At 37.2% G+C, this 16,580-nt stretch carries 11 protein-coding genes; all 11 read right to left on the bottom strand.

Annotated elements, in window-relative coordinates; genetic code table 11:
- Positions 1-165: 165 nt before the first annotated feature.
- The 11 genes from FC19_RS10255 to FC19_RS10205 all read right to left on the bottom strand — a co-directional run bounded on the left by FC19_RS10255 (position 166) and on the right by FC19_RS10205 (position 16,576).
- Positions 166-1,578 carry an amino acid permease gene (locus tag FC19_RS10255; RefSeq protein WP_057876848.1) on the bottom strand — a complete coding sequence of 471 codons (1,413 nt, stop codon included), beginning with the start codon at positions 1,576-1,578 and terminating at the stop codon, positions 166-168.
- A 478-nt stretch (positions 1,579-2,056) separates the two neighbouring features.
- Positions 2,057-2,848 carry a tyrosine-protein phosphatase gene (locus tag FC19_RS10250; protein ID WP_057876847.1) on the bottom strand — a complete coding sequence of 264 codons (792 nt, stop codon included), beginning with the start codon at positions 2,846-2,848 and terminating at the stop codon, positions 2,057-2,059.
- A gap of 323 nt (positions 2,849-3,171) precedes the next feature.
- A complete protein-coding gene (locus tag FC19_RS10245; RefSeq protein WP_235809375.1) occupies positions 3,172-6,357 on the bottom strand; it encodes a GH32 C-terminal domain-containing protein in 3,186 nt (1,061 codons plus the stop codon).
- A gap of 439 nt (positions 6,358-6,796) precedes the next feature.
- A complete protein-coding gene (cysK, locus tag FC19_RS10240) occupies positions 6,797-7,717 on the bottom strand; it encodes a cysteine synthase A (RefSeq protein WP_057876846.1) in 921 nt (306 codons plus the stop codon).
- A gap of 390 nt (positions 7,718-8,107) precedes the next feature.
- Entirely contained in the window at positions 8,108-8,485 is a 378-nt protein-coding gene (locus FC19_RS10235; RefSeq protein WP_057876845.1) for a YbgA family protein, read from the bottom strand.
- Positions 8,486-8,497: 12 nt separating this feature from the next.
- Positions 8,498-9,859 (bottom strand): FAD-dependent oxidoreductase, encoded by a 1,362-nt coding sequence (locus FC19_RS10230; RefSeq protein WP_057876844.1) that lies wholly within the window; start codon positions 9,857-9,859, stop codon positions 8,498-8,500.
- Positions 9,860-10,169: 310 nt separating this feature from the next.
- Positions 10,170-11,561 (bottom strand): aspartate ammonia-lyase, encoded by a 1,392-nt coding sequence (locus FC19_RS10225; RefSeq protein ID WP_057876843.1) that lies wholly within the window; start codon positions 11,559-11,561, stop codon positions 10,170-10,172.
- Between the two features lie 314 nt (positions 11,562-11,875).
- A complete protein-coding gene (locus FC19_RS10220; protein ID WP_235809374.1) occupies positions 11,876-12,802 on the bottom strand; it encodes an ROK family protein in 927 nt (308 codons plus the stop codon).
- Positions 12,783-14,135 carry an APC family permease gene (locus FC19_RS10215; RefSeq protein ID WP_057876841.1) on the bottom strand — a complete coding sequence of 451 codons (1,353 nt, stop codon included), beginning with the start codon at positions 14,133-14,135 and terminating at the stop codon, positions 12,783-12,785. The genes FC19_RS10220 and FC19_RS10215 overlap by 20 nt, the downstream gene beginning before the upstream one ends.
- A gap of 426 nt (positions 14,136-14,561) precedes the next feature.
- Entirely contained in the window at positions 14,562-15,800 is a 1,239-nt protein-coding gene (locus FC19_RS10210; protein ID WP_057876840.1) for an NRAMP family divalent metal transporter, read from the bottom strand.
- A 26-nt stretch (positions 15,801-15,826) separates the two neighbouring features.
- Positions 15,827-16,576, bottom strand: a complete 750-nt coding sequence (locus tag FC19_RS10205) for a LamB/YcsF family protein (RefSeq protein WP_057876839.1) — start codon at positions 16,574-16,576, stop codon at positions 15,827-15,829.
- Positions 16,577-16,580 lie beyond the last annotated feature (4 nt).

The raw sequence follows: 16,580 nt of genomic DNA, 5'->3' as shown, positions 1-16,580 counted from the left end.
CCAAATTATAGAATCCATGGTTCATATTACCTTATTACTTTCTTAAAATACTAGCTAATCGCAAATATTCTTTTTTCAACAAGAAAATTCGAGAATTTAGTTTCAAAATTCTCGAATTTTTGTGAAAAATAATATTTTTTATATTTTTTTGTTTACAAATCAAGTTTAGGCATTCAACTTTGAATGTTTCTTAGCATACAGGAAATAAATCAGCATTCCTATCCCAAACCAGATAATAAATCGTACCCAAGTTTCCCAATTCAACCCAGCTATCAATGTTAGACAAAAAAGAATCGCAATAATTGGAGTAAATGGAACGCCTGGTGCTTTAAAGCCACGATGAATTTCAGGATGAGACTTTCGCATCCAAAGAATGCCTGCCGAAACTAAGATAAATGCTGTTAAAGTTCCGATATTAACGAGTTCTGACAAAATATTCAAATTAATGAATCCACCAGCAAATGCTGTTATAATACCAAAAAACCATGTGCCTTTGAAAGGAGTTTGATACTTTTTGTTGACCTCACCAAAAAACTTAGGAAACAGTCCATCTCGCGACATCGAATAGCAAATACGGGATTGTCCATAAAGCTGAACTAAAATAACCGTTGTCATCCCTAAGATAGCTCCAATACTGACAATAATTGAAAGCCATGTTTGTCCCGTCGAATGTAAAACAGCTAAGATCGGTGCATTAAGATATTTTGTGAATATTGTATACTTAACAACACCTGTCATAATCAATGTCATGATAATATACAATACAGTTGAAATCAGCAGCGATAAGAGAATACCACGTGGTAACGTCTTGCTTGGATTAACTGTTTCTTCAGCACTGGAAGAAACTGAATCAAAACCGATGAACGAAAAGAAGACAATTGAAGCAGCCGGGATAACTCCAGCTGCAGTCCCGTGATTGAAAGAATACCAGCCATATGGCGAGAACGGTGTCCAATTGTGGGGCTTGATAAACCAAATTGTACAAACAATAAACAGAACAATAACTGCTAGTTTAACAATAACCATTGTGTCGTTAACACGTTTTGTTTGATTAATCCCGATTGAAATGATCCATGTAATTACTAGAACAATCAAAAATGCTGGAAGATTAAATATTGTCGAAACACCAGGAGTAGTTCCTGCTGCGGCTGTTAAGATCGTCGGAATATGAATCCCCATATTCTCCAACAAATTAACAAAATATCCCGACCAACCAACTGAAACTGTTGCTGCACCTAAAGCGTACTCCAAAATAAGATCCCAACCAATAATAAATGCAATTACTTCTCCAAATGCAACATAGGAATAAGTATATGCTGACCCAGCAACAGGAGCCATTGATGCAAACTCCGCATAACATAACCCTGCAAAGCCACAACATATTGCGGCAAGCAGAAATGACAACGATAATGCAGGCCCGGCGGTTAAAGCTCCTTTACCAGTTAAAACGAATATCCCGGTCCCAATGATAGCCCCTATTCCAAGAAATGTAAGATCTAAAGTATGCAATGTACGCTTCAAAGGCGTTGTTTCTCCTAAAAGATCATCGATACGCTTCTTACGAAAGATACCATTCATGTAACCATCCCCCTTATTAAATACGTCCATAATTTTATAATCGTTTTTTAATTTAGTCAAATAATTGTACAAAACATTTGTTACTTTTGCTAACATATGTTATTAAATTAACTAAAAAAAGTTTGTTTTTTTAGTTTTTTTTGCTTTTTAGAATCTTTTTCAAGAAAAAAGAGCTCATTTAATTATAAAAGAAACAATTAAATGTTTATCTATTTTTGAAAAAGCTTCACTTTATGTCCCATACTTAATTTGATTTTTGCAATGAAATGTTCTAAGTATCCGAAAATGGTGCAAGCAAAGATAGGTCACACCAAAACAAGGAGATAGGCCAACTATTACTTTTGTCCTATCTCCTTGTTTCAATCCTATATTATGCATTATGTGCAATAGTTAGTTCTTGTCCTCCTAGTCAAGTATATACAGGGGCCTAACTTTCGATTCAGATGTTTAAATTACGCACTCAAAAATCTTTTATATTTTAGAAGAAAAAGAAGCGTTTCTTTTTTTCTATTATTTGAGAATATCCATGTGCCATGACAGGTAATCCATTTAATAAATTTTCAGCATTTTGCTCAAATTCATCAACCTTCAATTGACCCATAGTCCCTTTTAGTTCTTCAAAAGCTTCACGCAGAGCAAATTTTCGTCCTTTAAGCGCATGAGCATCTGATGCAAATAACTGAACCAAGCCATGTGAGACTAATTGATCTGAAATTTTTTTTACATTTTCTCCAAAACCACCAATATAACTAGTAGCTGTCAGCTGTGCTAAAGCTCCTTCTGAAATGAACTCATACAAAATATTTAAGTTATTTTGAATCTCACGATTACGTTCAGGGTGCACAATGATTGGTGTCGTACCAATTTTTCGCAATTCAAAAAACAAACGTTTAGCATAGGCTGGTACACTTCCATGTGGAAATTCGATCAGCATATACTTTTTTGCTTCATCAACTCCAAGCAGATCATCATAACGTTCAATCAAATCACCATTGATATGAACTTCTTGTCCAGGAAAGATTGTTAAGGGTATTTTGCGAATATTCAGCTCATTTTGAAAAACAGTAACCGACTTAATAACATCATCTCTGTGATTGACGTAATCACCATCGAGGTGATGTGGAGTCGCTAGAATATGCGTTATTCCTTCTTCTACAGCATCATTAGCTAGACTGATCGAATGTTCTAAATCCGGAGACCCATCATCGATACTAGGTAGTAAGTGACAATGTAAGTCAACGATTTTTCCACTTGCAGTTATTTTTTCCATGTACAATTTCTCCCCTCAGCAGAATATTTCTTACTTTTTATTGGCTTAAAGACGGATATTTTTTTATTTTATTCATAACCTAAACAACGCCAGCTATTTCAAGCAGACCAGCAACACGTTCTTTTAAAACTTGTACTCTGTACCATTCATACTTCACTTAAATACTCAAAAAACAATACTATGTGTAAGTATAGGCCAAAGCATATGCTTTAGCAATTGTATTCAATTAATAAGTTAGTGCGACAAAAAAACATGCAAAATTTTATCCAACTTTACATGCTTTCGATGAAATGCTTACTACGTCAATTCCTAAAAGTCACCTTTTATTTTTTGTTCTTCTTTCTTTTGAAATTAAGCAGAATCCCGATACCGCTCAAAATCGAAAGCAGTACGCCTGATAGGTTCAACATAACCGAACTGACCGCTCCAGTCTGAGGCAATTTTACTCCCTTCTTCATTTCTTTGTTACTAGTATTTTGTTTTAATGGGGAAAAATTAATAGTACTTTTCTTAACCGCCAAATTTTTTGTGTGCCTGGTTTCGTTGTTCTTTTGGTTCTTGAATCTTCGTATGCCAACTTTGGCTATTACTGAACTGTACTTTTCTACAAAATAATTTTTCTTCTCAGTTTTTGATTTAACGGCGTTCACACTGTTAACTCTTTTAAGTTTCTTATTTGTTTTAGGAGCCTCAATTACGCTGACTATGGCTTTTTTTGAAACAATATTGCCCTGAGAATCCACATAGCTATAACTCACAGAATAAGCACCCGCTTTGGTAGGGTCCACTGTTCCAACTACCTTGACATCGCTAATCTGCAACGCTTTTCCTGCAATATCAGTTCCACTGACAAAATTATCAGTAGCGGTCCATTTAGCGTTCTTACCTGCAACAATTGTTGTATCCTTTGTTATTATTCCAGTTTGAATTTTTCGGTATATATAAGTTACTTGCTGACCTTCTGCAGTATACAAATTAGCAGTATTTTTATTTTCCATGCTTGTACCGTTCAGAAAATAGCCTTTGATCTCATCTGCTTTGATCAATGAATAAGTATCGCCAATTTTTCCTGTATATCTTTTTGAAGGAATAAGTTTCTTACCTTGGTCATCAACATAATTAAAAATTATTTCAGCTTCATTGTTCCAGATACTTATGAGCGGATTCACAGTCAGATCAGTAATATGAGCTATTCCATTTTCTGCATAAAGATAGATTTGATTGGTCGCCTGATCACCGATGTATTCTGGACGCATGAAGAAATTTTGAGTGATTGATCTTTCACCATCATTTGCAAATGCCTCAATACTTGTTTCATCAACGTAAACGGTAATTGTTATTGTATTATTGTCTGTACTTACAGACGCATTCATTTTATCGCGTGGATCCCCCATGCTTGGTTCACCTGTATTCAACCGTTGCACAAAAAATTTTTTTGTTGTCAAATCATATCCGACACGAAGAAAGTAACGACCATCATCTGAAACTCGCAGTTTAAAACCGACAGATTCCGGTGCGCTTTTAGTATTCCATGAAAATTTAGCAGTTATCTTATATTGATTACCCACGTATGAAATTTTTCTCGTACCGTTTTCAATGATGCTGTTAGATTCAGAGGGTTCAATGATATTCTTCTGCTCATTATTCTTAATTTCAGTAACAACCATATTTTTTAACAGATAACCATCAGTACCATCAGTACTCTTTACTAATTTCAGCTCTCTTGGCAGAGTCATGTTCCCATACCAAGGTGCTGTTTTAGCGTCTCCTGTGTATGACCAATTTGATTGCCAAGCAATAAGTACATTGCGTCCGTTACCCATATTCGCAAAAGGAATTCCTGCATAGAAATCTTCACCGTAATCTAATGTCATTGGTTCGCTCAGTGTCTGACCGCTTTCTGGCAGCCATTCTCCATTTTCATTGACGTTTCCGACATAATATTCCATCCCTGAACCAGTTGCAGAAGCCCCTTGCTGTATACTGACCGCAAATACCCATTTGGTTGTCTTCGTTCCTGCTACCGTCATCGGTATTAATGTTGGACACTCCCAAACACCGTTTCCAATATTTTTTTGTCTTTGAATGCTAGATGCATATTCCCAGTGAAGTAGATCTTTCGATTTATAGATAAGTGCTTGCTGATTAGAGACCACTGTCATCAAAAATTGTTTATTTTGTTCGTCATAAACTATATTTGGGTCTCTAAAATTGGCTGCATCCCCACCATTTGAAGCTGTGACTGGGATCAGTGGTTTAGGAACTGCTGAATTTCCATCCGAGGAGTATTGAACAAAGGTTTTTCCTCCATCCAAACTATAGGCCAAGTGCTGTTCTTGAATTTCACTTAAACCAATCCATGTTCCCCAGCCATTGTCTTTTCCATCATTGATTCTCGTCGCAATTTGATAATCCGCTGTATAAAACGCTAAAATCGTATTTTTTCCTAACCCACTAACGTTGTTTTTGTCTAAATAAATTGAACCGCTAAAAATCGCTTTTTTACCGTTAGAATCTCCCCAATTAGTAGTCGGCACTCCAACATAACGTACCTCACCGTATTTTGTTAAACTGCCGGTGGTATTGGTGTATGTGAAGTCCTCCCACCCTTGATTAGTCATCATTGGAATTGCAAGTTCCTCTTGCTTCCAGTTGATCATGTCTTTACTTGTAGCATGTCCCCAAGACATGTTTCCCCATTCATTTCCTTCCGGATTATATTGGTAATACAAGTGGTACAACCCGGTTTTTTCATCATAGAATAAGCCATTAGGATCATTCATCCAGTTTTCAGCGGGTGAGAAATGCAATTGATTACGGTATGGTTCGTTATAAGTCTCGCTTTCCAAAATCGTCGAGCTTGCTTTCTTTGTATCTTCAGCAGTTGATAGAGTCGTGCTAGCAGTTTTTGTAGCAACATCATTGACGTTTTGATTGTCTTCCTTTGTATGATCAACGCCAACTTTTTCCGTCTGATTACTTGAAGTGTCTGCAATACTACTTTGTTTGATAGGCTCTTCTGTATTCTCATTTACTTTTTCTTCGGAAGAGGAGTTGGATGTAGACATCTCATTTTTTTCGCTAACAGCTTCCTCGGTCGTTGTTATGTCACTTGAGCTATCAACCTTTTCACTTGGTAATACTTCTACAGTCGAACTTGCTTTTATGTTCTCATCTGCTTTTTCGCTTTCATCTGGCAGGTTATTCTTAACCGAATTTGTGCTCTTTGCCTCACTTTTTGTTTCACTAATTGAATTCGTCTCTGATGAATTCGACTGCTCCGTTTTCTCCTGATCAGCACTTGATGAAATTTTTGTTGCTGAAGTTGTACTTTCTGTTTGCTGTATCGCTGAACTATCGCTTGTTTCTGACTGGGCAGCATGAATCTGATTCGTTTGAATAGTTCCTAGTGCCATACTACCCAAGAACAGCAATGAAAATATCCACACTTTACCTCTTTTATACATTTTATAGTGTTCCTTTATGTTCCCTGTACCTTGACCGCACATAAAAATTCCTCCCTGAATGTTATTAACTAATATTCCATGTTAACAACAGCAAGTTGCATGCCATCTTAAAAACGCTTTCAAAAAAAGCTGAATTAACAACAAAAAAATAAATTTGACAAAAACAAAATAAAACAAGTACTTATCTAATTGAAACATTTAGTGGAGTATGTAATACAACTACAACTTTTTTTAAAACTAATTCCTATGTATCTATCAAATGTCTTCTACAAATAAATCGTGTATTGAAAAATTTTTTTACAAAGACTTACGTTAGTTGTAAAAAAGGGCCTGTAAATAAAAAAACATCTTTCTTTTACTATCTTTGGCAAAAGATTGAGTAAAAGAAGGATATTTTCTGTAGAGAATACTTTTTTGGTTAAAACTTTTATTCGCGTTAAGTAGTCACACGACAAGACAATTGCGTGAACAATCTAGTAATCTACTCAAAGAGTTCAGTCGATAAATAGCGCTCACCATTATCCGGTGCAATAGTAAGAACTTTTTTCCCACGACCTAATTTTTCAGCAACCTGTAAAGCTCCGTAAATGTTGGCTCCAGCAGAAATACCAGGTAAAAAACCTTCCTTTTTTCCTATCTTGCGGACAGTTTCAATTGCTTTGTCGCTCGGAACCTCAATAATGTCATCAAAAATATCATTATCCAAAACGGAAGGTACAAAACCGGCACCAATTCCTTGGATTTTATGTTTACCGCCAGTTCCAGTTTTTAAGACGGGCGATTCAGCTGGTTCTAAAGCATAAATTTTAATCTTTTTATCGGTCGCTTTTAATATATGCCCGATCCCCGTCAAGGTACCACCGGTTCCGACCCCGGCGACAAATGCATCTGGGAGATCATTTCCGAATGCATCCAAGATTTCTTTTCCAGTCGTTGTTTCATGGATTTTGGGATTGGCAGGATTGTCAAATTGCATTGGTAAAAAATAGCCCTTTTTTGAAGCTAGTTCTTTTGCCTTTTTAATAGCACCTTTCATTCCGTCACTACCAGGAGTCAAAACCAGCTCTGCACCGTACGCCTGCATCAGCTTACGCCGCTCAATACTCATTGTTTCAGGCATGGTAATAATTAAGCGATAACCTTTAATAGCAGCAACTGAAGCCAATCCAATTCCCGTATTGCCTGAAGTCGGTTCAATAATTGTTCCGCCAGCAGTAAGCTCGCCCTTATTTTCAGCTGCTTCGATCATTGCAAGCGCAATTCTATCCTTAACAGAACCCGCGGGATTAAAAAATTCAAGTTTGACATACACATCAGCTGAATCAGAAGGAACCACGCGGTTTAGCTTAACAATAGGTGTTTTACCGATTAGGTCTGCAACTGTATTAAAAAGTTTGCTCATAATTTTTAGCTCCTTTTCATTTAAAGTACTTCTGCCTGTTTGATAAAAGCACTAATTAATCTTGTAGTAAGTATAACCTAACATGAAAATATATCCAATCAAAATCACATTTTTTATTTAGAACAAAAGGAAGTGTGACATAGGTCGGAAAACCTTGAGCACTAACGCTAAGCTACGAACATAGCGTTTTCTTTACTTAATTAGAATTTAGACAAGAAATTTTGACTTATGAAACACGCCTGTACGACACCAATAAAGGGGTTGGCTCAAAAATTAACTTTTGAAGTGCTCCATAATAGTTAGACAAAAATCTAATTATTATGGAGCACTTCATTTTGACTCAGCCACTTTTATAATATTGAATTATTAATTTTAAAGGAATATCAAAATTTACTGCTCTAAGTACGATATCAGAAGCCTAGAATGCAACAAATACTGAACTTGATACTTAACTGTCAAATTTGCTAAAAAAGGTCCCATCGTATCTTTTTCAAGCGATAAAGCTTCCAGCTCATGTAAATAGAACATTTTTTCATCAAGTGTTGCACTTCTTTTGAAATACCCCCACACATGCTGATAAGCAGTTGTCAGCGTTTTGACTGTTGGTTTTATTTCCGCTGCTTTATCGAGCAGAGCTTGATACCTACGATCTTTTTCTTCTGACCACTCATTTTTAGAAGCTAATTTACGAATTTCATTATATATTTGCTGTGAATGTGCCATTACCCAGTATTTATTCACAGCCCAAGACTGCTGCCATTTATCCAAGTTCGATCTCACCTAACCCTTTTCAAGTTGCGAAACAGCCTTCTGCGCTGCTACGTTTATGATGTTCCAAGGTCTATCAAAACCGGGCTGAAAGAAAAAGTCTGTATATGCCAGATCTGATACTTTTAAATTCTGTTGAATAGCCAAAGAAATAACATTAATATTGGCCGTAACATCACGCTTAGACAAAATTTGAGCTCCTAATACGCGACCATCAGAAGGTGCATACGTCAGTTTAAACCAAACTTTAGCGTTTCCATCTTCCATTGAAACAAATTCTGGTTGAACAGTATCTTGAACTAAAACTGACTTTGTTTCAATCCCTAACTTATCGCTGGTTCCTGCTTTCACACCTGTTGAGGCAAAGTGATACTGAAATACAGATAATGCTGATGATCCGGAAACAGACGGCATTGGTTTTTTTGCCCCGAAAAGATTTTTAGCAGCTATCCTTCCTTGCCGGCGTGCATTAGTCGCCAATGCAACACGGTTACTTTGATCGGTCGGAGCAAACGGAACTAATGTCGCATCGCCTACCGCATAAATATCTTTTTCGCTTGTTTGCAAATATTTGTCGATTTTAATCAACCCATGATCGTCAAGCTCGATAACGTTCTTGAGAAAATCTGTGTTAGCTTTGATTCCTGCAGCTTGAACTACTAGATCCGCAGGGTACTCACCTTGATCAGTAACAACACTAGTTACTTTACCTTCTTTGCCTTCAAAACGCTTGACTGTTTGCCCTGTAGCTGGATAAATGTCATGCCCAAGCATTTCATCAGTCAGTACTTCTGTAAATTCCTCATCTAAGTATAAGTTGAGCAAGCGTGGCAGAACATCGATTACCGTAACGTGTTTGCCAGCTTTTGCGAAAACCTCAGCTGCTTCAATCCCAATGTAGCCAGCACCAATGACAACTACATTCTTGATTTCAGGATCAACCGTTTTTGCTTTAAGCTTTATCGCCCAATCGCGTCCACGCATCCCATAGATATTCTTTAGACTATGTCCTTCGACCGGTAAAACTGCAGGAACGGCTCCAACACTTAAAACAAGCTTATCATAATCTTCGTCACGTTCAGAACCATCAGCATGATTCAACACATGAACTTTATGCATTGCAGGATCGATTTTTACAATTTCCTGTTCAACAAAAACATGTACACCAGCTGCTCGCATCCCCTCTGGTGTTGCATAGCTGACTGCATTAACGTCTTTAACAACACCTTCGAGATAGAGTTGCATTCCGCAAGAAAGGAAAGATAAAAAGTCCCCCTTTTCATACCACTGAATCTCAGTTTCAGGATGTTCGGCTAAAATGCCGCGGACAGTTTCGAAACCACCATGAGAAGATCCAACTACAATTACCTTCATGTAATAACCTCCTATCTTATATTTACCATTTCAATCAGATAGTACCATTTTAGAATATAGGTTAAAAGGATTTAGAACTGTCATTACTACAAAGTGAATAATTAGTTAATCAATTATTCAAAAATCATCCTTCTGAATATACTTATAAGGCTGAAAAAGCGGCTATAAGTTCTAAGCGTTTAGGCTTCATTTTTCCCCACAGCTCAACATTCAAATTTTCTTGTATATAAAAAATTACTGCCTTAAGACGTTCTGGCAGCAATTTTTTACTAGTACAGAGGACAAAATAGATAAAACGTTATTCTTTTTTTCAAGCAAGATTCCCGATCTTCTCGGATGAATGTTGATGAACTAGGCTTTCTTTCGAGAAAAGCTCATCAATTTTACTATCATCCATTAAAGACTCTGCTCTTAAAATTTCTTTAATAGAGCAATTTTTAGCAATCGCTCGCTTAACTAACCTAGTTGTTGCTTCATAGCCAAGATAAGGTGACAAAATTGTCGCCGTCACAACAGATTTCTCAACATCTAGTGCACATTTTTTGTCATTAGCCTTTATTTCGCAAATACAATTGGTAGTTAATGTTTTAATAGCTTGTGTTAAATGTTCTTCACTCTCTAAAATACGCTTGAACATAATCGGTTCAAATGCATTCAGTTCTAGTTGACCTGATTCGGCAGCCATCGTGACCGTAACATCATTTCCAATTACTTCAAATGCAACCTGATTAACAACTTCTGGAATTACTGGATTCACCTTGCCTGGCATAATTGAAGATCCTGCCTGTTTGCGTGGGAGCGTAATTTCATTTAATCCAGCTTGTGGTCCGCTTGAAAGCAAGCGTAAATCATGGCTTACTTTGGATAAATCAATCGCAAGGCTTTTTAATGCACCAGAAAATTCTGCAAATGCATCACAGTTTTGTGTTGCGTCAAGCAGGTCGGGCGCAAGACAAAGGTCAAGATGTGATTCATGGTTCAAAAGCGGAACAACTTCTTGTTGATAAATATCGCTTGCATTGATTCCCGTTCCAATTGCGGTTCCACCAAGATTAACGCTCTTTAAATTTACTGCCGCCATTTCGAGTCTTGCCAAATCACGTTTAAACATTGAATGATATGCATGGAAAGATCTCCCCAGTGTTGTTGGTACTGCATCTTGAAGCTGGGTACGTGCAACTTTGATTACAGCATTAAACTCAAAAGCTTTTTCTAACATCGTTTCGATCAAGTTGCGAATAGCTTTCAATAACTCTGGCAAGGATTTTAACATTGCCATTTTACCGGCTGTAGGAAAGGTATCATTAGTTGACTGAGATTGATTAACATCATCATTAGGATGAACCAGTTCTTTTCCAGCTTTTTGATTTGCTAAATGTGCAATTACTTCGTTGACACTCATGTTAGAAGATGTCCCCGCACCTCCTTGGATAGCCGGAACGATAAAAGCATCTGCATAATCTCCTTCTAATAGTTCATCGCAAGCATCAACGATTGCCTCAAACTTGGACTCAGGTAAAGTTCCGGCTTCATGATTTGCTTGAGCAGCAGCTTTTTTTATCTGAATTAGACTTTCTATAATTAGTGGGTGAACCTTTTCGCTTGAAATAGGAAAGTTCATCGCTGCCCTTTGACTATGGATTCCATAAAGAACATCATCCGCAATCTTCATCTTACCAATGCAATCTTCTTCAATCCTCATAAATTATACCTCTCCTTAAATTAATTTCTTAAATGCGCCATCAACTTACGTATCAATATATCTTAATTAGACTATAAGTCAATGGAGGTAGACCATTTATGAGTAATCCATAGATTCGGCTTTAAAAAACCCTTTTTATCCAAAGAATCAGCGCTGAATTTTTTATTAAAAAGAGCTTCGTGTTTTTTCGAACCCAAGCTATTTGCTGCTATATATGAACTAATTACGTTTTTTAGGTTCCTAATTATCTAATAACCGTTCAAACCAAAATTTTAATTTTTTTTATTTATTAAGTTGATAATTTAAAAAATAAACTATACCTTTTTAAAAAGAAGCTGGGCGATTCCGTTTAGCGAGGCATTCTGTTCGTAGTAAGCAGGTACCAGTTTAGGTGGAAAAGGAACATTATCGTGCAGTGCAGGTTCTAATCTATCTGCAAAATACGCGAATTGTGCTTCCATTCCCCCACCAATCGCTACAACTTCTGGATCCCATAGAATGCATAAATTGCTGAGCTGAAAACTGAGAAGGTTAAGAATTCTCTCCTTTAGTTGAAAAAGCTCGCTTTCTTCGGAAAAACTTTTATTCCAGAATGCCTTAGCTTCCATTTTAACATTTGTTTTTTTGGCTATTTGCTGAGAAATACCTTGTCCGCCTGCAATCTCTTCAAATGGGGCATGACCCCTCTTATAAGATGTATTATGTTCAACAGAATTCAAAAGATAACCAATCTCACCTGCCGCTCCGTGACTTCCTCTCATCACTTCTTCTCCATGCGTTAAACCAACAGCTATTCCGGTACCTAAGTTCAAATAAAGGCCATTTTTTGTATTTTTCAATGCCCCGTTTAAAACTTCTCCATAAGCAGCAGCTTTGACATCATTTTCAATATAAATAGGGACATTAGGATATTGGAGACTAAAAGCCTCACGCAGATTCACTTGATTCCAATCTTTGATTGTCGGTACTAATCTAAGGTAGTCTCCATCAACTACCCCAATAGTACTGATACCTATTCCAGAAATTAAACAATTCTGACTAAAAAATAAATTTCTACACATTTTTAATGTTTCAGCTACTATTTTATCTCCTTCTTGATGTGCTATAATTATCTTTTCTTTTGCAAGCAGCTTTCCCTGAAGATTAAACAACGCGGCAATAACCTTAGTTCCACCAAAATCAATAGCTAGAATGGTTCCTTTATCATCATCTAACAACATTTCACCCCCTCTTTTTTTCATTTCCGAATGGCCAGCCATCGTGGCTAAAAAAATTTCTGACCAAGAAGATCAATATTCCTAATATCGTCCAGAGAAATGCTAACCATATTGCATCTGTGCCGGAGGAAACAAAAACAAACGCCCATCCGATGAAGGCAATAATACTTGGAAGCGGGTAAAGGAACTGTTTATACGGTCGTTTTAAATTAGGCTTGTTTCTCCGCAGAACAGTTAGCGCAATAATCTGCATCATAAATTGAATAACAATTTGAACCGCCATTAAAGCATTGATCACTGTCGTTAAATTAAAGAAACAACAGACTACCATAATTGCTCCAATAACTAGCAGTGAGTAATTCGGGAATCTAAGTTTAGGATGCAAGTGTGAAAAACTTTTGAAAAAAACACCATCTTGAGCTGCATTGTATGGAATCCTTGACGCACCTAATAATCCGGTATAAACCGATGCGAAGCAGGTCCAAATGATCAAAAGTGTAATGATAATTCCACCTGGTGCTCCCCACGCCTTAGTCATGAATAATGAGCCGATATTAGAACTCTTGGCTGCCTCCTTCCAAGGAACATAGCCAATAATACCGATATTCATTAATAGATCGATTAATGCAACTAAAATGATCGACCAAGTGATGGCTTTGGGAATTGTTTTGCCTGGACTTTTTAGCTCATCACCCATATAAGCTGAAGTATAATAGCCCAAATAATCGTAAATCGACAACAACATACCAGCACCTAATCCTTTAAAAAAGCTTGAGGGTTCAAAAGCATCCTTAGGAAAATCAAAAGCCATTTTAGGATCAAAGTGCAAAACACCAGTTCCAATAACGAGAACAACTGTCAAAATCATCCCAATCCATAGAATAAATGATATTTTCGCTACGCTGCTAACGCGCCTATATAAGAGTGCAATCGCTAAGAGAGTTACAAAAACAGCAATAAGCTTGGTTTGGAGAGCAGTCATATTCGGCAAAAAGAAGCCAACATAATTTGCTAATCCAATTGCACCACTTGACATTGTCAGAGGTGTTGCTAGCAGCACCGACCAGATAAACAGAAAAGGCATCAAATTGCCTGTCCGCCTATAGAAGGCTGCTTTAAAAAAATTATATGTTCCTCCTTCCCCTGGAATTGCACTTCCTAATTCGCTCCATATCTGTCCATCTAACAAAGCTAAGGCAGCTCCAGCTATCCACCCAAACATTGCCTGCGGCCCTCCCATAGCGCTCAAAACGAGTGGTATCGTTATAAAAGGCCCCGCCCCCATCATTTGCGCCATATTTATCGTGATCGCTTGAAAGGAACCTATTTTTCTTTCAAGCTTTTGTTCGACCGTCATCCTTATCCCCCCTAATTATTATGTACTAATAAGCAAGCTATGTTACTAAAAATAACATGACTACCGAAAGTTTAAGCATCGTTGATTGGTTCGTCAATGCTTTTTAAGAAATAGAAGCGCTGACACATTGTATTCAAAGTTGTAATCGGTTAAATGCTTTTCTTAAAAAAGACAGTTTTTTCCGAAAATTATTTTCTCGTGAACAAAAACTTTGAGGTCGGTAAAACAAATTTTTTTAACACGAACAACTTGCCGAAATTGCATTTCTCTTAATCAGGTAAAAATTAGAAATCAATAGATAAAACTGACTCATAGAACGTAATCGCTGAGTTAAATTTCTAGTAAAAAAAGCCATGACAAGCTTTTAGCTTTGTCACAGCTTCAAATTAATACTTTGATTGTTCAATTAGGACTTTTCGCTAAAAATCAAAACAAGCCAATTATTGTTTTAATACTTGCAAAGGCCATAAACAACACAACGGCCCAGCCTGAATATGTCAGCCACTTAGGATGATTATAACTACCAATTATTTTCTTTCTCTTGCTTGCTAACAATAGAATGGTTAATGAAATAGGCAGTACGAACCCATTAGCTGCACCAACAAAAACCAATACTTTAGCAGGATTACCAACAAAATAAAAGATTAGTGTCGAGATCAGGATAAATCCGATAACCAAATACTTTCGGTATTTTTCATATGAACTAACGCCCTTATTTTTCACGGCATAATCAAGGAACGACGTGGAAGTGAAAGTTGATCCCAAAATTGAGGTCATACCAGCTGCAAAAAGGAGAATACCAAAAAATTTATATCCAAAATTACCGGCTGCATACTTGAAAATTGAGGCTGCTGGATTAGTTGGATCTAGTTTATACCCTGCGACTACAACAGATAGTCCAGCCAAAAATAGTAAAACACGTATCACTGAAGCAATTCCTATACCAGTTAATGCTCCTTCATTGACATATTTAATGTTTTTCTCTCCACGTACTCCACCTTCAATTAAACGATGGCCTCCAGAAAATGAGATGTAGCCCCCAACAGTCCCGCCAACAATCGTAACAATTGAGTAGAAGTCAATTTTCGTCGGGACAAAAGTATGCTGGATAGCTGTTCCATATGGTACTGACATTACAAAAATAATATAAACTAAAATTGCTACTTTAACAAAAGCTAATATTTGAACAGTGCGATCCATAACTACTAAAGCATTCTTAACAACAAAAATGATGAGTGCCAAGGCAGCTGCAATCACAGCCCCATTCTCAGGCGAAATTCCGAAAAGAACATTCAACCCTAAGCCTGCCCCACCAACATTACCAATGTTGAAAAATAATCCACCTGCTGCTACTAATGCGGATAAAACATAACCCAATCCGGGGAAAACATCATTAGCAATGCTTTGTGCTTTACGACCACTAACAACAATTATGCGCCAGACATTCATTTGAACAACAATATCAAAAATAATACAAATTAAAATTGCGAAACCAAAATTTGCTCCCATCTGGCCTGTAAATGTAGCAGTTTGCGTCAGAAAACCTGGTCCAACCGCCGCCATTGCCATCAAAAAGGCCGCTCCCATTGCTGTGCTTCGGGGTGAACGACTAGGTTTGATAATTGTATCTGGAGCACTATTATTCTTTTTTCGATCATTAACCATATTGAATTCCTTCTTTCGTTAAAAGATTAAAAGGTAACTGCCTCTATTCCTTCTTTTTCTAATGCTGCTCGCAAATTCTTCACGATCGCTAAAGCTGACTGATTATCGCCATGGACGCATACCGAATCAGTTTTTAACGGAACTTTCTCCCCATTAATCGCAACAACAGCTTGATCCTCGATCATCCTAATGACTCGCTTAGCGATTTGCAAAGGATCAGTAATAACTGCATTAGGTTTACTGCGTGCAACTAATGTTCCATCTGCTTCATAATTGCGATCCCCAAATATTTCTTGCGCATACGGAATCCCGATTTCTTTTGCAGCAGTAATTAATTCGCTATTAGCCAATCCATAAAGCGGTAATTCTGCATCAACTGCCTGAATACCACGGCAGATTGCAAGGGCCAAGTCATGATCTTGCGCAGCTGCGTTGTATAAGGCACCATGTGGCTTAACATGATGCAATTTTTTGCTTTTAGTAAAAGCTGCCAAAGCACCAACTTGGTAAGTTACCATGTGTTGAACTTCGGTTTGAGACAGATTCATGCGTCGTCTGCCAAAACCTTGCAAATCAGAATAGCCTGGATGTGCTCCAATGCCAATTCCTGCAGCTTCTGCCTTTCTTACTGTTTGTGCCATTACGTCAGGGTCACCGGCATGGAATCCGCATGCAATGTTAACTGATGTTACTAAGTTAATGATTTCCCCGTCATTGCCAATACTGTAGTGCCCAAAGCTTTCTCCTAAGTCACTGTTTAAATCAATTTTCAGCATCTTC

The sequence above is a fragment of the Liquorilactobacillus aquaticus DSM 21051 genome (genome assembly GCF_001436755.1).
In the GTDB taxonomy this organism is placed as follows: Bacteria; Bacillota; Bacilli; order Lactobacillales; family Lactobacillaceae; genus Liquorilactobacillus; species Liquorilactobacillus aquaticus.
This window is presented reverse-complemented; position numbering and strand designations above follow the sequence as displayed.

Coding starts and splice junctions, on each gene's coding strand:
- FC19_RS10255 (WP_057876848.1), bottom strand. CDS start 1,578: ATGAATGGTATCTTTCGTAAGAAGCGTATCGATGATCTTTTAGGAGAA.
- FC19_RS10250 (WP_057876847.1), bottom strand. CDS start 2,848: ATGGAAAAAATAACTGCAAGTGGAAAAATCGTTGACTTACATTGTCAC.
- FC19_RS10245 (WP_235809375.1), bottom strand. CDS start 6,357: ATGTGCGGTCAAGGTACAGGGAACATAAAGGAACACTATAAAATGTAT.
- cysK (WP_057876846.1), bottom strand. CDS start 7,717: ATGAGCAAACTTTTTAATACAGTTGCAGACCTAATCGGTAAAACACCT.
- FC19_RS10230 (WP_057876844.1), bottom strand. CDS start 9,859: ATGAAGGTAATTGTAGTTGGATCTTCTCATGGTGGTTTCGAAACTGTC.
- FC19_RS10225 (WP_057876843.1), bottom strand. CDS start 11,561: ATGAGGATTGAAGAAGATTGCATTGGTAAGATGAAGATTGCGGATGAT.
- FC19_RS10220 (WP_235809374.1), bottom strand. CDS start 12,802: ATGAAAAAAAGAGGGGGTGAAATGTTGTTAGATGATGATAAAGGAACC.
- FC19_RS10215 (WP_057876841.1), bottom strand. CDS start 14,135: ATGACGGTCGAACAAAAGCTTGAAAGAAAAATAGGTTCCTTTCAAGCG.
- FC19_RS10210 (WP_057876840.1), bottom strand. CDS start 15,800: ATGGTTAATGATCGAAAAAAGAATAATAGTGCTCCAGATACAATTATC.
- FC19_RS10205 (WP_057876839.1), bottom strand. CDS start 16,576: ATGCTGAAAATTGATTTAAACAGTGACTTAGGAGAAAGCTTTGGGCAC.